This window comes from Bombella saccharophila (assembly GCF_026385475.1).
Taxonomy (GTDB): Bacteria; Pseudomonadota; Alphaproteobacteria; order Acetobacterales; family Acetobacteraceae; genus Bombella; species Bombella saccharophila.
Genome location: NZ_JANIDW010000001.1, coordinates 163,355 through 181,928, shown reverse-complemented (window position 1 = coordinate 181,928; position 18,574 = coordinate 163,355). Strand labels below are relative to the sequence as shown.

The 18,574-nt window shown below is 51.8% G+C and carries 19 protein-coding genes; 4 read left to right on the top strand and 15 right to left on the bottom strand.

The window, feature by feature from the left end; all coding sequences use genetic code 11:
- Nucleotides 1-72: 72 nt before the first annotated feature.
- The 4 genes from NQF64_RS00835 to NQF64_RS00820 form a co-directional block, all read right to left on the bottom strand.
- Nucleotides 73-408, bottom strand: coding sequence for an invasion associated locus B family protein (locus tag NQF64_RS00835; protein ID WP_266106174.1), 336 nt, complete (start codon nucleotides 406-408; stop codon nucleotides 73-75).
- A 48-nt stretch (nucleotides 409-456) separates the two neighbouring features.
- Complete coding sequence (locus NQF64_RS00830) at nucleotides 457-690, bottom strand: hypothetical protein (protein WP_155579126.1); 234 nt, start codon at nucleotides 688-690, stop codon at nucleotides 457-459.
- A 129-nt stretch (nucleotides 691-819) separates the two neighbouring features.
- On the bottom strand, nucleotides 820-1,443 hold the full coding sequence (locus NQF64_RS00825; RefSeq protein ID WP_266106173.1) for an invasion associated locus B family protein: 624 nt from the start codon (nucleotides 1,441-1,443) through the stop codon (nucleotides 820-822).
- Nucleotides 1,444-1,546: 103 nt separating this feature from the next.
- Nucleotides 1,547-2,086, bottom strand: a complete 540-nt coding sequence (locus NQF64_RS00820) for an HdeD family acid-resistance protein (RefSeq protein ID WP_155572869.1) — start codon at nucleotides 2,084-2,086, stop codon at nucleotides 1,547-1,549.
- A gap of 158 nt (nucleotides 2,087-2,244) precedes the next feature.
- Between NQF64_RS00820 and gpmA the strand changes: the two genes are divergently transcribed.
- Nucleotides 2,245-2,964 (top strand): 2,3-diphosphoglycerate-dependent phosphoglycerate mutase, encoded by a 720-nt coding sequence (gene gpmA, locus NQF64_RS00815; protein ID WP_266106172.1) that lies wholly within the window; start codon nucleotides 2,245-2,247, stop codon nucleotides 2,962-2,964.
- On the opposite strand, the gene NQF64_RS00810 is transcribed toward gpmA, so the two are convergent.
- From NQF64_RS00810 to NQF64_RS00790, 5 genes are all read right to left on the bottom strand, one after another.
- Nucleotides 2,928-3,416, bottom strand: a complete 489-nt coding sequence (locus tag NQF64_RS00810; RefSeq protein ID WP_266106171.1) for a hypothetical protein — start codon at nucleotides 3,414-3,416, stop codon at nucleotides 2,928-2,930. The genes gpmA and NQF64_RS00810 overlap by 37 nt on opposite strands.
- A 127-nt stretch (nucleotides 3,417-3,543) precedes the next feature.
- Nucleotides 3,544-4,770, bottom strand: coding sequence for an SMP-30/gluconolactonase/LRE family protein (locus NQF64_RS00805; RefSeq protein WP_266106170.1), 1,227 nt, complete (start codon nucleotides 4,768-4,770; stop codon nucleotides 3,544-3,546).
- A gap of 84 nt (nucleotides 4,771-4,854) precedes the next feature.
- Nucleotides 4,855-5,919 (bottom strand): asparaginase, encoded by a 1,065-nt coding sequence (locus tag NQF64_RS00800; RefSeq protein WP_266106169.1) that lies wholly within the window; start codon nucleotides 5,917-5,919, stop codon nucleotides 4,855-4,857.
- 63 nt (nucleotides 5,920-5,982) lie between these two features.
- Entirely contained in the window at nucleotides 5,983-7,206 is a 1,224-nt protein-coding gene (locus NQF64_RS00795; protein ID WP_266106168.1) for an aspartate-alanine antiporter-like transporter, read from the bottom strand.
- Nucleotides 7,207-7,253: 47 nt separating this feature from the next.
- A complete protein-coding gene (locus tag NQF64_RS00790) occupies nucleotides 7,254-7,769 on the bottom strand; it encodes a hypothetical protein (protein ID WP_099026191.1) in 516 nt (171 codons plus the stop codon).
- A gap of 330 nt (nucleotides 7,770-8,099) precedes the next feature.
- Between NQF64_RS00790 and NQF64_RS00785 the strand changes: the two genes are divergently transcribed.
- Nucleotides 8,100-9,602, top strand: coding sequence for a protoglobin domain-containing protein (locus NQF64_RS00785; protein ID WP_266106167.1), 1,503 nt, complete (start codon nucleotides 8,100-8,102; stop codon nucleotides 9,600-9,602).
- A 107-nt stretch (nucleotides 9,603-9,709) separates the two neighbouring features.
- Here NQF64_RS00785 and NQF64_RS00780 read toward each other — a convergent pair whose 3' ends face one another.
- Together NQF64_RS00780 and panC are read right to left on the bottom strand one after the other, a co-directional pair.
- Nucleotides 9,710-10,828 carry a glycerol dehydrogenase gene (locus tag NQF64_RS00780; RefSeq protein WP_099026193.1) on the bottom strand — a complete coding sequence of 373 codons (1,119 nt, stop codon included), beginning with the start codon at nucleotides 10,826-10,828 and terminating at the stop codon, nucleotides 9,710-9,712.
- 247 nt (nucleotides 10,829-11,075) lie between these two features.
- The gene (panC, locus tag NQF64_RS00775; protein WP_155579119.1) at nucleotides 11,076-11,909 is read right to left on the bottom strand and encodes a pantoate--beta-alanine ligase; all 834 of its coding nucleotides are present in this window, start codon (nucleotides 11,907-11,909) and stop codon (nucleotides 11,076-11,078) included.
- 177 nt (nucleotides 11,910-12,086) lie between these two features.
- Here panC and NQF64_RS00770 point away from each other — a divergent pair, with 177 nt between their 5' ends.
- Together NQF64_RS00770 and NQF64_RS00765 are read left to right on the top strand one after the other, a co-directional pair.
- The gene (locus NQF64_RS00770) at nucleotides 12,087-13,328 is read left to right on the top strand and encodes a TIGR03862 family flavoprotein (protein ID WP_407651800.1); all 1,242 of its coding nucleotides are present in this window, start codon (nucleotides 12,087-12,089) and stop codon (nucleotides 13,326-13,328) included.
- Nucleotides 13,325-14,791, top strand: a complete 1,467-nt coding sequence (locus tag NQF64_RS00765) for an ATP-binding protein (RefSeq protein ID WP_155572859.1) — start codon at nucleotides 13,325-13,327, stop codon at nucleotides 14,789-14,791. The genes NQF64_RS00770 and NQF64_RS00765 overlap by 4 nt, the downstream gene beginning before the upstream one ends.
- Before the next feature lie 6 nt (nucleotides 14,792-14,797).
- Here NQF64_RS00765 and NQF64_RS00760 read toward each other — a convergent pair whose 3' ends face one another.
- The 4 genes from NQF64_RS00760 to pgl all read right to left on the bottom strand — a co-directional run bounded on the left by NQF64_RS00760 (nucleotide 14,798) and on the right by pgl (nucleotide 18,562).
- A complete protein-coding gene (locus NQF64_RS00760; protein WP_266106165.1) occupies nucleotides 14,798-16,411 on the bottom strand; it encodes a glycosyltransferase family 61 protein in 1,614 nt (537 codons plus the stop codon).
- A 173-nt stretch (nucleotides 16,412-16,584) separates the two neighbouring features.
- The gene (locus NQF64_RS00755) at nucleotides 16,585-17,151 is read right to left on the bottom strand and encodes a gluconokinase (RefSeq protein ID WP_099026198.1); all 567 of its coding nucleotides are present in this window, start codon (nucleotides 17,149-17,151) and stop codon (nucleotides 16,585-16,587) included.
- Nucleotides 17,139-17,825 carry a ribose-5-phosphate isomerase RpiA gene (gene rpiA / locus NQF64_RS00750; RefSeq protein ID WP_099026199.1) on the bottom strand — a complete coding sequence of 229 codons (687 nt, stop codon included), beginning with the start codon at nucleotides 17,823-17,825 and terminating at the stop codon, nucleotides 17,139-17,141. The genes NQF64_RS00755 and rpiA overlap by 13 nt, the downstream gene beginning before the upstream one ends.
- The gene (gene pgl / locus NQF64_RS00745) at nucleotides 17,822-18,562 is read right to left on the bottom strand and encodes a 6-phosphogluconolactonase (RefSeq protein ID WP_266106164.1); all 741 of its coding nucleotides are present in this window, start codon (nucleotides 18,560-18,562) and stop codon (nucleotides 17,822-17,824) included. Before pgl ends, rpiA begins: the two co-directional genes overlap by 4 nt.
- Nucleotides 18,563-18,574: the final 12 nt, after the last annotated feature.

Genomic DNA, 18,574 nt, shown 5'->3' with positions numbered 1-18,574 from the left:
TATCTCTATTTACGAGAGCATAGCCCCCAAATAATATGGGAGTTCGCAACCCACTCCATCATAATCCACATATTAGGGGATTAATTCACCATGCTCAATCCAGCTATCAACCTGTGTTAGACCTGTATTTACAACATCCAAAGAAAAGTCATAAGAATAGACTGTGCCGTTCTTCTGCTTTGCAGTGAAATGCGCCTGTTTTTTAGTCTTCAAAGCCTGAATAACAGCCTCCGGTATAGCCGGAATCCGTACGCTGCATCCTAAATCTGTACAAGACCGCCAATTAATAGACAAAGTCGGACCTTGCTCAATAACTAACTGAGCAGGCACGCTTTGGTCCACCGCCACAAATGCCGGGAAAACGACGGAAACCCCCCAAGGCTGCTGCACAATGGGTCGAGCCTTCATATCCGTTGTTTGACGTAAAAACATCACCATCCCATTTTTGCTAGTTTGCTAGGGGGTCTTACCTATGGCAAAAGCACGGCCTACCGTACATATCGTAGCACTTGCTGGACTAGCCTTACCCGGATAGACACACCCATACCCCCATGGACCCATTGTCATCGCTTTTTTCACAAAGCCGGGACTTGCTGGTACAGCATCAGGGGAGGTTCCTGCATGAGCATAAGAGCTACCAGCAAGACACACAGCCAGCGCGCATAGGCCGCCTTTTACAAAACGCATCATTCTTATCTTTATCATAGGCGTATTTTGCAACGGACGCTAACGCATTTACCCCGCAAAGCCAGCACTACACGCCCAATGCCTCTGCCTATATTCCTTAAAAACTCCGTTAGTTAATGCCTTAATGCACGATTAAGGGGTTAACTCACCATGCTCAATCCACTGGTTAATCTGTGTAATGCCCGTATTCACCCCATCCAGGGTAAAATCGTAAGACCATAGCGTGCCATCTTTCTGCTTCGCTATAAAACGCGCCTGCTTTCCCGCCTTCATTATCTGGAGAAAGTCCTCATGGAGAACCCTAGCAATAGTCTGACATCCTAAAAAGCTACAAAACGCCCATGGAATTAAAACTTTATGCGTCTGATCTACCACAAGTTGCGCTGGCACTGTTTGGTCAACTGCCACAGCTCTGGGAAATATTACAAGAACCCCCCAAGATTGTTGGGCGATCGGCTTCTGCGCCACATCAGACGTTACGCGCAAAAAGATTGCAGACCCACCAATAGCCCCTGCCAACACACCTGAACGAAAAGGCCCACCAACCCCACAACTAATTATATGAGCTTTGCCCGTTTTATCAGGGTACGCACAACCATACCCCCACGTCCCAATACGCGCTGACTTTGTAAGCAAACCGGCACGAACAGGTATTGGGGCCGGAGAGGCGGCATCCTCAGCATAAGCAGCATGCCCCCCAATATAGCCAACAAGAAGAATGACCACAGCCCACATGCCATTCTTTATAGAGAACATTCCCCCGTTTTCACTCATCCGTCTCATACCCCTATATAAAGATACCCAGCCACTATGCGAGGCCGGGTCTCTTTATACTTATGATATGCCATCATCAACGCATTTAGAGCAAATGCTTCAGTAACGCGCTCCGGTAAATCAAAGAAAAGCCCCAGAAGATCAAACTGATAGCCACATAAAAACCCAAAGCAGCCTGTGCGGTGATGGGGTTTAAGCACAGCAGCATCACACCGAGAACGATATTCACTAACGCATCAATCGCCATAAAGCCACGGCCATAAGGAGAGGCCCCCATACCTGCAAGCTCCATCACACCACGGACGATGAACCAAGCGGCGATCCACACCGTTAAACCAATCGCGGCACCAATCGGATTAAAGAAAATCAGACCCGCTAGGACGATAAAACATATCCCCAAAAGCCCATCGAGCATTTTACGCTCCATGGCATTACGGCGGAAGACATCAACCAATGTACAAATCCCCGCCACAAACAACAAAGCAGCTACCAAAGCGGTAAGAGAGATGAAGGTCAGTACCGGGGTCACTGCCATCACAAGACCTGCGATAACAATCAATATCCCCATAATCAGGCCGGAATTACCTTCCCGCTGTAGTAATGAGTCGTCTTTCTTCTCAATCATGAATGGCGTCCTTCTATATCATCACATATTCTGCATGGCCCATCCTTAACCATCTGGCAAGTATGAGAAGCCATGCATGATAGGCGGGGCATTCTCTCTTGGCGTCCCCTATAATCCTCTTGTAGCGTTACAGCCCCAACCATTAAGAGGAAGGCCCCATGACCCATGCAAGACTCGTGCTCATGCGCCACGGGCAAAGCCTTGGTAATCATGCTAATCTCTTCACCGGATGGTATGATTTAGACCTCTCCCCCGCAGGTCATGAAGAAGCCAGAAGAGCAGGCCGCCTGATGCGCGCGCATGGCTTCCAGTTCCATGCAGCTCATTGCTCTATGCTTAAACGCACCATCCATACTTTATGGCATTGCTTGGATGAGCTTAACCAAACATGGCTCCCTGAACATAAAAGCTGGCGGCTAAATGAACGTCATTACGGTGCCCTACAAGGGCTGGAGAAAAACGATATTATTGCCCGCTATGGGGCTGAGCAGGTCCAGCAATGGCGGCGCGGCTTTGCCATTACCCCACCGGAAGTTGGGGAAAACAGCCCCCATTATCCCGGCCATGACCCACGCTATGGCAGCCTCCCCCGCGCTGACCTCCCCAAAGGAGAGAGCCTCGCTACGACCATAAAGCGCGTCCTTCCTTATTGGCAAAACACACTCCGCCCCAGCTTACAGGCGGGGCAATCCCTGCTTGTCATCACCCATGGGACGGTTATGCGCGCGCTCATCAGTCAACTAAACAGCCTCAGCCCAGCAGAAACCTGCACGCTAGAACTCCCCACCGGCACCCCGCTCGTCTATGAGTTTAAAGCCGATGGTCAAACAGAACGCGCTTATTACTTATCGGCGGCTCGCAGCGGCGAACAAATATAACCATCATAGGGCGGCTTTAACTTCATAATCACTGATTGAGTACTATGACCTATAAACTCAGCCATATCTCTTATCGCCCACATATAAAATACTACAGACGCCATTAATGATAAATATAAAATACCAGCCAAACAACAATTCACTGTCCCTTGGCGGAAATTCTCTTTTTCCCCTATACCAATTATAAATGATATAATCGCAAGGCTAACCCCAAATACGAGACATCCCCCTATACGCGCATAATAATCATGCGCCATAGAAGCTAAACGACATGACAAAGCATTATCTTTATCAACTACCAGCACATTATATGTTGGATATACTCCCAAACAAACGACTAAAAATGCTCCACCAAAGGTCATCGCAACCCGTGCGCCACCCATAGCCCGCTGATAGGATTGCAATGTTTTGAAACTTGCCCAAAAGCGTTCCCACCTCTCATTGCCACTCATCTTATCCTCACCTGCATCTTCTCCCCACCTATCCACAGCCTCATCCCCACATCATCCACTATTTCATCCGCCAAAATTGTGAGTAACTCCGTTGGAGCGTGGGACACATGGGGCATGGGGAAAAGCATTAGCAATACCCTGCCCCTTGAGTTGCCGTCACGAGGCTAAAGAGGGCCGTGCCACAGCACATATATAGGATATTCCGTTTCGGCCCACCAAAAGTGAGGTTGGAGCAGCCAATGGGTAGGCGAATACGGCCTATCATCTTTCCCTCTGGGCTATAAATCAGCACGCCGCACAGCCCTAACGGCCCCCATGCCCCGCACCAAAGATTACCCTCCACATCGGCACGGAGACCATCAGGGCGCATCGGATGGCCTGCTACGGTGAAATCCGTAAAAATCCGTCCATTTACCGGGCGGCCCTGCTTTATATCGAACACATGGATGCTGTGGTCTGGCAAGGGCGGTTGCGCGCCCAAAGCAACACCTGATGAAACCACATAAAGCTTTGTGCCATCAGGTGAGAAGCAAAGCCCATTAGGGCCAGCAACATCCTTTTGGGCTAGTACAGCCTCTATCTTGCCTGTCTGCCCATCAATGCGGAATGTATGGTCCTCCTGCCGCTGCAACCCGCCATATTGGCTTGTCAGCTCAGCATCCAAATAAGGATTCAGATGCCGATGAGGGTTTGCTGGCCCCTCCGCATCGGCATGGCCTTCTACCACACCGTCCCCATAGCCGGGGTCGGTAAACCAGATGCTCCCATCAGGGGCTACGACAACATCATTAGGAGAGTTAAGCGGCTTACCGCGATACCGGTCGGCCAAGACGCTTGCTCTGCCATCATGCTCCCAACGGATAACACGGCGCATCCCATGCTCGCAGGTAATTAACCGGCCTTCTTCATCAAATGTATTGCCATTAGCATTATAGCTCTCCCGGCGATACACGCTGATATGCCCTTGCGGCCCATCCTCCGGGTCATAACGATATTGCCGGCTTGCAAGCGTATCACTGAGTAAGAGGAACCGCCCGACCGTACACCATGCTGGCCCCTCCAACCAACCAGCCCCTTGCCATACACGCTGTAAAGGGGCATTGCCGTAATTCACCTGCCCGAAGGCGGGGTCCAAAACTAATATATCAGGGTCAGGCAGATTAACCGGTGGGGCTTCTGCCCCCCACGGGCGCGGGGGCATGCTCGTCACACTCAGCCCAGAGGCAATCGGCCCGATGGCCCACCCTGCGAGGGGGGTGGCCGCTAAACCCACAAGGCCACTCAACATGCCACGACGGGTCAAGCGCATATGCCGGGCCTTCTTCTTTTGTAACACCTCTGCTTTGATGCTCATGCCCTGCCCTCCTCATCTAAAACATTCACCACCCTACCGCGGAAGGCTCCGGCTTATAAACTGATGAAGATGCAGGGCTGCTTCTCAATACCCGAAGGCAAAAGCCTGTTGCACATCTCCCACATCCCGCACATCTGCCGCTAAGAGAAGTTGGAGCAATATCCGGGCCTTTTGGGGGTTCAGATCATATGATGCCACAAAATGATGCGCATTATCATCAACCTCTACATTCCGGTTAACAAACCCATCCCCCACATGGCTAGAGCGCACAACCACAAGCCCCGCTGCTACGGCGCGGTCCAGTGCTTTCATAGCCGAGGCAGAGACATTGCCATCGCCCATCCCGGCAATCACAAGCCCTTTTACCCCTGCACGCATGGATTCATCAATCTGCCGTCCATCCATATCCGCATGAGCGTAGATCACATCAACGGCTGGCAAGCTCTGCTCTTTGGGGAGTGCCATCGCCAAATGCGGGCGCGGTGGGGCAAAAAAGCGCACCGCTGCCGGGTCCACAATCCCAACAGGCCCTGCATGACGGGAGGTAAAGGTTTGCAACGCTGTGCTATCAGCCTTACTCACCCAATGGGCCGCATGGATTGTATCATTCAGCACCACCAACACACCCCGCCCGCGTGCGTGGGGATGGGTAGCGACCTGCACAGCCTCGTAAATATTCGCCGGACCATCCGCACTAATGGCTGAGCCAGGACGCATAGAACCTGTCATCACCACAGCTTGCTCATGATGCAACACAGTATCGAGGAAGAAGGCCGTCTCCTCCATCGTATCCGTGCCGTGGGTGATAACCACCGCATCCGCCTCATGATGAGCAAAGGCGGCATTAATCCGCTCTGCAAGACGGAACCAGACCGTATGATTCATATCCTGCGAGGGGATATTAGCAATTTGCTCCACCTTAAGATGCGCAAGCTTATCCAGCCCCGGCACATTCGCGATGAGTTGCTGTCCTGTTGCCGCCCCGGCATCATAACCAATGGCCGAGCGTGGGTCAGCCTTGCCCGCAATCGTGCCCCCTGTGGCTAAGATAAGAACACGCGGTAAGGGCCCCTGCCCTGTGCTTCCCCCGCCAGACGCAGGAGCGGCCGCCATAAGGCTTGTCCCCCAAGGTAACATCGTCAACACCATAAAAACTGCCCTTATGTAAGCTTTCACCCCCATAGCCCCCTTCATCATCAACACGCGCCTCCCCTACACAAGGGCCACGATGAGCGGGCCCAGCAATGTGAGTAATACATTGGCAAGTGCATACGTAATCGCAAACGGAATTGTAGGGCTACTATGGCCCGCTTTGGCTAAAATCTCCCCAAAAGCGGGGTTGGAACTACGCGTCCCCGCTAAGGCCCCAGCAAAGAGAGCCACATTGCGGTAGCCTAACACAAAATAGCCAATCAATGCCGCAATCATGAGGGGGATAAGCGTTACCAGCCCCCCTAACAACAGCAACATAACCCCATGCTCTGCAATCACCGCCACGGCGCGTTGCCCAGTTTGCAGGCCCATCACTGCCACAAACCCCGCTAAGCCAAACATGCTCCAAAAGGCACAAACTGATGAGGGCATAGCCCCATAATGAGGGTGCCGCCCTTGCCACCAGCCAAACACCAAGCCCGAGAGCAACGCTCCGCCCCCGCTCCCTAATGTAAGGGGAATATCCCCCCAATGAACCACCACCAATCCCAGCAACAATCCCGCTGTAACGCCGAACATATTATAAACAAGGTCCGTCCCCACTGGCAGAATAACCGGCGGGATGGCTGAATGTTTTGACGTTCCTAGCAAAGCATCCTCAGTAGGGGTAAGCCCTGTATTACGCGCATCCTCCGCTAGAGACCGGCCCATACAAAAGGGCAGAATATTCACACAAAAAATGATTGTGCCGATAGAGCCAAAAATGTAGGTCACCGCATAACCAATGGCGACATTACCTTGTAATTGCTGCACTTGCGCTAAAGGTAGACCTAACTTCTCTAAGGCCGAGCCTGCGGTGCCAATCATCGCAGATTGGGTCAATCCCCCAGCCGCTAAGCCCGCAGCCATCCCTTTATCTAAATGAAATAACCGGCCTAGGATAACAACCGTGCCAAGGCCGCTCATGGCCATAATCACCGCTAAGGCAATTTCCTTACAGGATTGCCGCCCTAAAGAGCGGAAAAAACCCGGCCCGCTGCGATACCCCACCGCATAGATGAACAAAACAAAAAGGACCGTCTTAAGGTTGGAGCTAATCTGCACACCATATTGGCTGAGCAAAACTGCGACTAATAAAGACCCTGCCACCCCACCAAGCTGGAAGGCCCCGACCTTTATACGCCCTACCAAATACCCCAACCCGATAGAGAGGAAAAAGGCCAGCTCCGGGCTTTCGGCAAATAAATGTGAAAGCCCAGACGCTATAGAATGAAAGAGCTGCAAACCTTTTCCCTCTTCGGCTTAAAAGGGCCATTTAGCCCTCAGGCCTTTTACTCTGCGGCTGTAAAAATTTCTTCTAAATGCTCAAGAGAGACTTTTTCCAAACTATCAGAGATGGACTTACCGTCATGATCTATTTTTTCAATCTCATAAACTACAAAACCATCATTATCATAATGAACATGCGTGACGATAAAGCGGTCATTCGCCTCGCCTTCACCACGATGCTCCTCTGTTTTCTTTAAAATTTGTCCCTTTTGGAAGGGGAACTTCTCTAATTTTTCTTCATCAATTTGTCGAACAGCGTGGTTCCATTCTTTAAATGTCTGCTTAATAACGGAATAAATCTCCGTAATATTGGGGAACTCCTCTACATCTTCGGTCGTCAAAACCTCCACTGTAGCGAGGTCTGATCCAAAATTAGCCTGTAACTGGTAGATGTCAGGCACGACCGCTCGCACAGCCTCCAAAATACGCTCGAGAAATTCAGGCCCATACATAGATGAGTTAAAATTCAACATCTTAGAACGATCAAGCGTAATACTAATTTTGGCAGTTGTGGCCATAACGCCCTCCTGGATAAAAAAGTGCCAGGCGCATTCTACCAAATTGCTACGTTCCGCATACCCCCTCATCACATAAATAACGACTTATTAGATAGAGATATGATATTTCTCCACACATATAAAAAATATTAAGTATTGAATATGATGCATAAAGAATTTTTGTCATATTTATATACTATTCCTATTATTATATTCTGTTTTATATTTTCCAAAATATTAATAGAAAGCTGCATTTACTCCAAAAAAAATCATATAAACATAGAAAATGCTTTATAAAAAATCTCATTCATTCATATTCCACGCGATATGTAGAGACGTTCAGAGGTTATCATGTCCCAACTACCAACTACCATGACCAACCCACATAAACCTACTGATGATGTAGAGCTTCAATCGCGGCTCAACTTCCTCCATCTTAACGAAGCTGAGTGCCAAGCTATCCGTCGGATTGAGCCTTATATTGTTAAAGCAATCCCCCATGCTCTGGATGCCTTCTACACCACCGTCCGCAATGAGCCTCAGACCAGGGTCTTTTTTGCGTCCGATCAACATATGCAACAAGCCAAGCAAGCCCAGATAGGTTATTGGAGCAATATCGCTTCTGCAAATTTTGGTACGGCTTTTACCAGTACCGTCCGCAGAGTTGGCAAAACCCATGCCCGTATCGGACTTGAGCCACGCTGGTATATTGGCGGGTATGCCATCATTCTAAGCCACATCATTAATGGTGTTACAGCGCAGATTATACCTACTGTGCCATTCCTCCCTGCCAAACTTTCCTTACGCGACCTAGCTGCCTCCTTTGGAAGCCTCTTTAAGGCCGTCTTCTTAGATATGGACCTCACTATCTCTATCTATATTGAGGAGACAAAAAGGCTCAATAAAGAGGAAATGACCAAGCTTGATAACGCTATTGAGCAAGAGCGTCAGTTCGTCACACAAAGCTTCGGCCATATCATCAATGCATTGGCAGATAAAAATCTCTCCCTCACAGTGGACGGAGACCTCCCCACAACCTATCTCCCCATGCGCGATGACCTCAATCACGCGATTGCCACCTTATGCCAAACACTCAATAGCATCAGAGAAACAACTGGCAGCATCGACACCACCGCTGATGAAATAGACAGTGCAGCCCGCGACCTTGCCCGCCGCACCGAGAAACAAGCCGTCTCTGTCGAGAAAACAGCCGCTGCCGTGGAGCAAATCACAGCGACTGTCTCCTCCACTGCGGCCCGTGTTATGGAGGCCAACCGCTTTGTAGAGGAATGCCAAACTACGACAGAACGCTTCGGCACAATGATCCACCGCGCCAATGCCGCCATGAAGGGAATCGAACGCTCTGCCGAGGCTGTCAATAAAATTACCAATGTGATCTCTAATATTGCCACCCAAACCAACCTTCTTGCCCTCAATACAGGGGTAGAAGCCGCTCATGCGGGGGAAGCAGGTAGTGGCTTCCGTGTGCTTGCCCAAGAGATTCGCAAATTAGCAAACCAAGTCGGCAATGCTTCAGAGGAAGTCAAAGAGCTTATCACGACCTCCCAAAGCCATGTAAGCTCTGGCTCCACTATCATGAAGGATGCTAGCAACGCGGTAGATACGATCATTTCCAGCGTTGCAAATATCAGCACACATTTGCAAGAAATTACCAAAGCTACGTCCGAGCAAGCCTCTGCCCTCAAAGACGTTAATAATGCCATCGCCACCATCGACCAAGGCACGCGGGAAAACGCCGCCATGGTGGAGGAAACATCCGCAGCGACCTCCAACATGGCCCAGCGTACACGCCAGCTTCGCCATTTACTTGGGGAATTCACCCTACAGAACTAACCTAACCACACCATATGCATACCCATATAAAAAGGCCCGGAGCATCCATCTCCGGGCCTTTTTGCAAGGGGGGAGGAAAACCCCCCCCCTTATAAAGCAGAGCCTTATTAGCCCTGATGCTCTGCGCGATAACGCTCACCCAATGCATTAGCCGCTACCATAGCGTGATACACATCATCTGGCGTCACCTTGAAGGGTAGGTTCCCCATTGTATCGTTCTTATCGCAAGCGATTTCAGCAACTTTGCGCCAATCTGCCTCAACAAACTCTTTTACGCCAAGTTCCTTCAGCGTCATGGGCAGGCCAGCAACCCGTACGACACGCAAGACTTCCTCAATCTCTTCCTTCGGCGCATTCTCAAGAACGAGCTGGGTCATCAAACCAAAGACCACTTTTTCACCATGCTGAGCGTGGTGGAGGTCCTCAATCGCGGTCATACCGTTATGCACCGCATGGGCTGCGGCAAGGCCGCCTGTCTCCGCCCCGGTCCCACTAAGATAGATAGTCGCCTCGACCATCTCCTCCAAAGCGCGGGTCGGCACTTTATTGCGGACGGCATCCATAGCGAGGTCCACATTCTTACAGACAAGGTCGTAACACATACGTGCTAGGCCCAGCCCTGTGCGGGACGGACGCTTACAAGAAAGGTTCATCCCATCAGCCTGATGGCAAGCCCGTGCCTCAAAATAGGTAGAGAGCGCATCACCAATCCCCGCAGCGAAGAAGCGTACCGGTGCACCAGCGATCACACTTGTATCAGCCACCACAACATCAGGATTCTGCGGCAGGAAGAGATAACGGTCAAACTCACCGGACTCGGTATAAATCACTGCCAGAGCGATACAGGGAGCATCGGTAGATGCAATGGTCGGGTACAGGATGATAGGCAGTTTGTAGTAATGTGCCACAGCCTTACTGGTATCGAGTGTTTTACCACCACCAATACCCACAATGACATTCGCGCCCTGCTTTTTGGCTAGCTCACCCAGACGTTTAATCTCGGCATCTGTACATTCGCGATTAAACTTCTCGGCCTTCCCCTTCAGCCCTGCTTTCTCCAGTCCTGCGACAGATTCCTTCTGCACGCGCTCAATAAAGAACTCATCACTGATGATGAAGGCATTATCGCCAAAATCCTTCACAACATCATGCAGCTGGGCCAGCAAACCCGTGCCGATAACGAATTTCTTGGGGGACGCAACGGTACGTGGGGTTGTCTCAACCATGCTTAAACTCTCCTATCAAGCATATCTAAAATGCTGAATACGTTGTTACGCTACGCCCTTCTCCCGCCCTTGACTAGTGAGTGAAGCGTATTTCCGAGCATGACAGCATGTAGTGCGCTGCATAGGTTGAAGATAAATTTACATATTTTACCTAACAATAAACTATCTTCTCCCAATAATAGGACAAATGCACCCCTATATTATAGGTAAATACTCTTCATCATATTGGACAATGCCCCTCACAACCTCATAATAACGGCATATTATCAATCAAACGCACCGCCCCTACCCGGACTGCTAATAACGCCAAGGCATGAGGCGGGATAATCTCCCCCTCGGTATGGAATGTCTCTGGGTTTACAATCATCGCATAATCAATGTCTGTCAGCCCTTCTGCCTCTAGGACAGAGCGCATTGCCGCCTCCAACACAGTACGGCGATGCTCCCCAGCACGCACACAGTCCCGCGCATGGCACAAAGCCCGATACAAAGCCGGGGCACGTTTGCGGTCCTCCTCCGTTAAGCGGCTATTGCGGCTAGAGCCAGCCAAACCATCTGCCTCCCGCCATGTGGGGGCGGTGATAATCTCTACAGGGCTGTTCACATCCTCCACCAAACGGCGAACAACCGCACATTGCTGCGCGTCTTTCTGCCCAAAATAGGCCCTTTGTGGTTGGATGATGTTAAATAACTTCGTCAGCACCATCGCGACCCCCGCAAAATGACCGGGGCGAGAGGTGCCCTCTAATGCAGCAGCCACACCGCCAAGGGACATCTGCGTTACAAAGCCTTCTGGATATAATTCTGCCACATCAGGGGCGAAAACACACGCCACACCTTCTTGCTGTAACAAGGCCACATCGCGCTCTAACGCACGAGGGTAAGTTGAGAGGTCCTCTGCCGAGCCAAATTGTATGGGATTGACAAAGATGCTCACAATCACCGCATCATTCTCCGCCCGCGCTTGCCTAACGAGGGAGAGATGCCCCTCATGCAAAAAACCCATTGTCGGGACAAAACCTACCGTCCCTAAAGCAGCACGCGCTTGCCGTATGGCTTGGATTGTTGTGCAGAGTTCCATCTCATCATCCCCTTCATCTAACGGCCCTATAAGCCTAGAGGCTCCTCCTTATCCTGTCTTATAAGACGATTCTATAGAGGGTTGCATAGAAAGCCCATCTTTCCCCTCGCTACAGAACAGGCTAACAACAGCTACAGCCTCCTCTTCACACGATATTATCGCCGGATACGCCCCTCTATGTGCCATCATGCTACGGCTCCTACTGCCCCTATTGCGATTATTGGTGCTGGCCCTGCTGGGCTTTTCGCTGCGGAATTATTGAGCAAACGCGGCTATCAGGTTCATCTTTACGACCATATGGCGCGGCCGGGGCGCAAGCTCCTTATGGCAGGGCGTAGTGGCCTCAACCTCACTCATAGCGAGCCGCTAGAGACCTTCCTCACCCGCTATGGCCCCGCGCACCATTGGTTAGAACCCGCTTTACGTGCCTTCTCCCCCACAGACCTCCAAAATTGGGCTGAGGGGCTTGGCACGCCTTGTTTTGTGGGCAGCTCTGGCCGGGTATTCCTGCACTCTCTTAAAGCCTCACCCCTTCTGCGCCAATGGCTTGCGCGATTGCAACAGCAAGGGGTGCAGTTCTTTCCCCATCACAAACTCATCGGCCAAGAAGGGCTAACCCCCACCTTCCAGACGCCAGAAGGGGTTGTAACGCAGCCTGCCTCGGCGGTTATCCTCGCCCTTGGGGGAAGTAGCTGGTCCCGCTTGGGCAGTGATGGCCAATGGGCCTCCCTCCTAACCCCTTATTGCACGCCGTTTGCTCCCTCAAATTGTGGCTTTATGCCCGACTGGCCGGATGACGTCCTCACCCGGCATGAGGGCGCCACATTACGCGGGGTTACGCTCAGCTTTGCAGGCCAGACCAAACGTGGGGACCTCATCATCACCAAACGCGGGCTTGAGGGGGCTCCCCTTTATGCCCTCTCGGCCCCTCTGCGTGAGGCCCTTGCGCAGAACCACCCGCGCCCTATCACCCTGCATCTCTCCTTACGCCCTAACTTAAAAGCGGACGCAATAAGGGAGCGTTTGGCACGCCAACGCCTGCGTGAAAGCCGGAACAATAAGCTCCGCAAAGCCTTAGGGTTAGACCGCACCATGCGCGAGCTGCTCACCCTCCTCTGCCCCGAAGCCCGCAGCCCTGATGAGCTAACACAAGCGATTACGCATCTCCCCCTCACCCTCACCGCACCAGCCGCATTAGACCGTGCTATCTCAACGGCCGGTGGGGTCAAGCAGGATGCTTTGGATGAGCATCTCATGTTCCATCATCAGCCCGGCTTATTCGCCTGTGGAGAAATGCTTGATTGGGAGGCCCCAACGGGGGGATATTTGCTCCAAGGGTGTTTTTCGACCGCTTATCTTTGCGCAGAGGGCGTTCATCTCTGGCTCTCTGGCGCATTGCCCGGTAAACTACCTGCATGAGTTCATCACAGTTTGGCCCCCTTCTCCTTGGCACGACCTCCCGCGGTGAGGATGCCCATATTGACCTCCCCGAATTGCTCGCTACGCGTTTGCTCGTGCAGGGTAATTCTGGCTCTGGCAAATCCCACCTCCTCCGCCGGTTATTGGAGCAGAGTGCGACCCTCGTCCAGCAAGTCATCATCGACCCAGAGGGAGACTTCGTCACCCTTGCTGAAAAATACGACCATCTCGTGATTGAGACAGATACACAATCCGAGGCCAGCCTCCGCGCGGCGGGGGAACGCGTGCGTATGCATCGTGCCTCTGTTGTGCTGAATCTGGAACAAAGTGAGGCAGAAGGGCAACTCCGCTCCGTTGGGGCCTTTCTGAGTGGAATGTTCGATACCCCACGCGCTTATTGGTATCCCGTCTTAGTCGTTGTGGATGAGGCGCAACTTTTTGCCCCCATCGCAGGGGGGGATACCTCTGATGAAGCGCGCCGCCTCTCCCTCAATGCCATGACCAACCTCATGTGCCGCGGGCGTAAGCGCGGTATGGCGGGGATTATCGCTACCCAACGCCTTGCCAAGCTTGCGAAGAATGTCGCCGCAGAGGCCTCCAACTTCCTTATGGGGCGGACCTTCCTTGATATTGATATGGCCCGTGCCGCGGACCTCTTAGGGATGGAACGCCGCGCTGCTGAGAGCTTTCGTGACCTTGCCCGCGGGCAATTTATGGCCCTCGGCCCCGCACTCGCCCGCCGGCCTCAACGGGTCACGATTGGCCCGGTGGAAACCGCAAGCCATGCAGGCGGCCCAGCCCTTATGCCCTTAGAGCAACCCTCCATGCCTGTGGAGGAATTACGCGACCTCATCTTAGAGCCTGTTGCCGAGCCAACACCCCGCCCGCGTAAAGAGCCTGCTGCCCCCAAGCCGGACCTCCTCGCCCAACTTGATGCCTATAGTGCAAACCGTGCCGCAGAGGAACAACAGCAAGCCAGCCTCTCCACCGAGCCAGACCCAGAGACCCTCTGGCAACTTGTTGCAGAAACAGGGCAGGATAAAGACGCAGCCTATCGCCCGCTTGCTACCTTGTATCAAGACTTCCAAATGCGGGCGCGTTTAGCAGGATTCTCACGCAATTTACTGCCTATGGCGCGCTTCCAGACCATGCTCAGCACCATCCGATGCGGCCTAACGCGCGAACAAGCCGAGAGCGAAGAATGGCAGGATATTCAACAACGGGCCGGACGCTTACCGGATGATATGCAGCCTGTTTATTTCCTCCTCGCCCGGGCTGCGATGGAGGGCAAGCCATGCCCTGATGATGCCGCCCTTGCCCGCGCTTATGGCACACACTCCTTAGGGCGCGCCCGGCGGCAACTCACTTATCTGGAGACATGCGAGGCCATCATCTTACAAGGGACAGGTCGCCACCGCCGTGTTGCGATTATTGGGCCGGGCTGGCAAACTGCGGCTCTTTAAGAAAGATCATGCCTCTATTGAGGAACTATCATCCTTAAAAACGCGCTGCCATGCCGCCATAAGCCCATAGTGATGAGCCTTTTGTTGGTCCCACGTACCAAAGAGACATTTTTCCTCAAGTAAGGTTAAGGCCTCCTGCAAACGTCCTCTCCTCTCAAAAGCCACATTATATGGCCTTAGGGTAAATTGCTCCCATGTCAGTACCTCTGTCCCATCACTATGCAACGGCAAGCCTACATGCGCCGGAGGGGCTTTAAGCCATAACCCCGTCTCCGGGTGTTGCAAACTCACCGCCCCGTCCGCACCACGCATCACACGATAGGATAAAAATGGCCCTCCCCCATCATGAAGAATCCCCATACAGGGTAACATATCATCCTCAGCACATAGAAAAGCAGCTTCCCCCACTATGAGGGCTAAGACTGGCACATGCCACCGGCTCACATCCTCACAACATGCCACGGTCTCATAAGCCGTATGCATTGTGACAGGCTCCCCAAGAGCGGAATAAAGCCGAAATATCTCCACCGTTTGATGTAATGTAGGATGAAGGGAAAATGCACTCTCCTGCTCAGAGGCCCCTTCATCACGCATGAGCTGTGAAAGACGAACAAGCAGCGCATTCGCCACTGCCTCGGGGTCCTCTAACACACAAGCTACCTTGAACCCAGGCGCAGGATCGACAGCCCGCTGCCCACCAGCTTTTACCCGTACATAAGCAAGCCGGGTATCATGCACAGCATCCATAAGTGGGAAGGAGCGATAAATATGGTCATCAAAACAAAGCGCAACACCGCACACATAATCTGTAAAAATAGCTGTATGCCAGGCTGACCCCATAATGCCTATCACAGGGTGACATGCAAATAATGAGATCTGCTCCCGCACACTCAGCATTTCCGGCACAATAATTTTAACCCCACGCTGCTGCAAAGCGTGGATTAACGCCTCTTCATTTACCAATTGTCGCGTGCCACCTTTTAAGGCTGCGCGGCTTAAATAAATAGGTTGGACCTTTCTCTCCCGCATCTCTAACGGTAAAGCACACTCCCCCAATAACCGGCAGCTCTGCCCATAGCCTTCATAAATAAACCCATCTTCACTAAAGCCCTGGCCTGGTAAAACTAAGCTCTCTATAATAACGGGTAAGTGCGGTAATAGAATTTGCTCTGGTTTTATCTGACAATAAGATAAAAACTCTGCCATCCAGGGGATGGAAAAAATCTCCTCCACCGTCAGATCACTATGAAATAAAATCCGCCGCTCAGGGTCCGGGTTTTCTATACAATACCATAGGACACTCAAACATTCCGTAATGAAGTGCCCATAATGATCTCCAATCACCCCTCCATACACTACATTGCCCTCTACCCTTAGACGATAAGGGGAGGGCATAAGCGCAGTCGTTATCCCTTGGCTCTTTAATTTTTGCGGGTATCGGGAAAATAAGGCATGGTCGAGTAATTGTCGCCCTGTCTCAGAAAATAGACCAAACTCCGTATCACGTCCCCCAGCTGCCCGAGGAACATATAAAACATTACGTCGTAATTGAACTTCGGGCTGTCCCGGTAAAACATTGCCCTGCAACGCAGGACTGGGACAATCACTCAATGTCATCATGTAGCTTCCACCGGACAAATACCCTTACTGATAAAGAATAGTCCTACCGTTTCTTGCCACAATAAGCAAAGCTTATGCCCCGTCTATTAGTCACCTGTTAATTAAAAATGGCGAGACCAAGGCCCCGCCATTCATTTTGTCTCATGTAACTAAGACATACTGCCGAGATTTACTTAAAAATTCTTCGGCGGGGGCACCACGCGCAACCGCTCGATAACACGGTCCCGCAATTCCTCAGGAGGAGCATCACCCGGCACACGAATTACAGGCTCATCATCGGTCGGCTCTTCAAGCGTGGCCAACTGGCTCGGCAATAAAGACGGCGGCATATAATGGCCCACACGATGCTTTAACCGCTCTTCGATAATCTTCGGATCTACCTTGAGATAAACAAACTGAACAGGAATATGCTTGGCAAGAACCTCACGATATTTCTTCTTCAACGCAGAACATGTCAACACAGCCCCTGTTCCCTTCTCGGCACATTTTGCCAGCCAATCATGGCATAGCTCCAGCCAAGGGGCGCGGTCCTCATCCGTCAACGGGTGGCCAGAACGCATCTTCTCCACATTCGCCTTGGGGTGAAGGTCATCACCTTCCTGAAACGGCCATCCCAGACATTTAGACAGTAGCTCTGCTACAGTCGTCTTGCCGTTGCCGGAAACACCCATCACCACAATATAATGCGGAGCGATACCAGCGGCAGCTTTTACTGCCTCTTTCTCTGTCATGGCGTCCATTGCTCAACCTCCCGTTCGGTTGCAACCAGTACATCGGTTGCCATATTGGGGAACAGTCCATGCTCCACCACACCTACAATCCCATCAAGCCGTGCCGCTAATGCTTGCACATCCTCAATAGGGCCGAAGCTGCAATCGAGTATTCTATTCCCATTATCGGTAGTAAGAAGCTCACCAGTAAGCTTCCTGCGGGGGCAAATCACTTTTGCCCCCATGGCTTCCAGACGGGCCGCCGTTGCCTCATACCCAAAAGGAACAACCTCCACAGGTACGGGCACCCGCTCGCCAAGCTGGTTCACCGGTTTTGTCGCATCGACAATAACGACAAAACGCCGTGATGCCTGCGCAACAATCTTCTCACGCAGCAAAGCCGCCCCTAGCCCCTTGATGAGATGTAGCGTCTTACGCTCAACCTCATCAGCACCATCAATGGTGATGTCGACTACAGAATGCTCTGCAAATGTTGTGATTTTAATCCCTGCTGCACGAGCTAAAGCAGCCGATTCCTCAGATGTTGGGATGGCTAGAATATCCAGCCCCTCAGCCACACGCTCGCCTAAGCGCTCAATCATGAAAGCGGCGGTACTGCCTGTGCCAAGCCCAACAACCATCCCCGGTTTTACGAGGCTGGCGGCATAATGAGCAGCAGCACGTTTGCAGTCATCAACGTTCATGAAGGCTCTCCAGCAGCAGCACTGTCTGCCAGTATCAGAATTTCTCCTTCCGATACAATACGCCCGGATGGGATGCTGCCATCCCCCTGACGCAAACGGGCCAACATTGGTACTTTATTTTCCCCCGTCACCAAAAAGACCACTAACTTGCTAGAGGCAATGGCTGGGTATGTCAGGGTAAGACGCTCATGCGGGGCTGTTTTGGGGGCGGATACCCCCACCCAAGCGGTTTTCTCTTGTAAAACAGCCTCACCGGGGAAGAGAGAGGCCGTATGCCCATCTGTCCCTAAGCCCAGCATGACGATATCAAAAAGGGGATGCCCTGCCTCTAATGTCTTGCGGCCATAAGCATGTTCCAACACGGTTTGATACTGTGCGGCATCAGCTTGGGCGGTCCCTTTTGTCGGCATAGGATGAATCTGAGCGGCCGGAATCGCTACTTTGGAGAGCAATAATGTCTTAGCACTCGTATGATTGCTATCCTCATGGCCCTCGGGCACATGACGCTCATCCCCATAGAAAATCTCTACGCGTGACCAATCAATTTGTTGCGCTACCTCTGGACGTGCAAGAATCGAGAATAATTTTTTAGGGGTAGACCCACCAGAAAGCGCAATACGGGCCTTACCGTCCCGCTTATTACGCACCGTCTCTATTAATAGCTCTGCCATTTTCATGGCGACAGCATCAGCATCCTTCAACACATCCACAACGGCGTGGCGCATATCTGTTGTCATACCCATAACTCT

Bases quoted from the DNA above. Each gene is read 5' to 3' on its own strand.
- NQF64_RS00835 (WP_266106174.1), bottom strand. From the start codon at position 408: ATGAAGGCTCGACCCATTGTGCAGCAGCCTTGGGGGGTTTCCGTCGTT.
- NQF64_RS00830 (WP_155579126.1), bottom strand. From the start codon at position 690: ATGATGCGTTTTGTAAAAGGCGGCCTATGCGCGCTGGCTGTGTGTCTT.
- NQF64_RS00825 (WP_266106173.1), bottom strand. From the start codon at position 1,443: ATGTTCTCTATAAAGAATGGCATGTGGGCTGTGGTCATTCTTCTTGTT.
- NQF64_RS00820 (WP_155572869.1), bottom strand. From the start codon at position 2,086: ATGATTGAGAAGAAAGACGACTCATTACTACAGCGGGAAGGTAATTCC.
- gpmA (WP_266106172.1), top strand. From the start codon at position 2,245: ATGACCCATGCAAGACTCGTGCTCATGCGCCACGGGCAAAGCCTTGGT.
- NQF64_RS00810 (WP_266106171.1), bottom strand. From the start codon at position 3,416: ATGAGTGGCAATGAGAGGTGGGAACGCTTTTGGGCAAGTTTCAAAACA.
- NQF64_RS00805 (WP_266106170.1), bottom strand. From the start codon at position 4,770: ATGAGCATCAAAGCAGAGGTGTTACAAAAGAAGAAGGCCCGGCATATG.
- NQF64_RS00800 (WP_266106169.1), bottom strand. From the start codon at position 5,919: ATGGTGTTGACGATGTTACCTTGGGGGACAAGCCTTATGGCGGCCGCT.
- NQF64_RS00790 (WP_099026191.1), bottom strand. From the start codon at position 7,769: ATGGCCACAACTGCCAAAATTAGTATTACGCTTGATCGTTCTAAGATG.
- NQF64_RS00785 (WP_266106167.1), top strand. From the start codon at position 8,100: ATGTCCCAACTACCAACTACCATGACCAACCCACATAAACCTACTGAT.
- NQF64_RS00780 (WP_099026193.1), bottom strand. From the start codon at position 10,828: ATGGTTGAGACAACCCCACGTACCGTTGCGTCCCCCAAGAAATTCGTT.
- panC (WP_155579119.1), bottom strand. From the start codon at position 11,909: ATGGAACTCTGCACAACAATCCAAGCCATACGGCAAGCGCGTGCTGCT.
- NQF64_RS00770 (WP_407651800.1), top strand. From the start codon at position 12,087: ATGTGCCATCATGCTACGGCTCCTACTGCCCCTATTGCGATTATTGGT.
- NQF64_RS00765 (WP_155572859.1), top strand. From the start codon at position 13,325: ATGAGTTCATCACAGTTTGGCCCCCTTCTCCTTGGCACGACCTCCCGC.
- NQF64_RS00760 (WP_266106165.1), bottom strand. From the start codon at position 16,411: ATGATGACATTGAGTGATTGTCCCAGTCCTGCGTTGCAGGGCAATGTT.
- NQF64_RS00755 (WP_099026198.1), bottom strand. From the start codon at position 17,151: ATGGACGCCATGACAGAGAAAGAGGCAGTAAAAGCTGCCGCTGGTATC.
- rpiA (WP_099026199.1), bottom strand. From the start codon at position 17,825: ATGAACGTTGATGACTGCAAACGTGCTGCTGCTCATTATGCCGCCAGC.
- pgl (WP_266106164.1), bottom strand. From the start codon at position 18,562: ATGACAACAGATATGCGCCACGCCGTTGTGGATGTGTTGAAGGATGCT.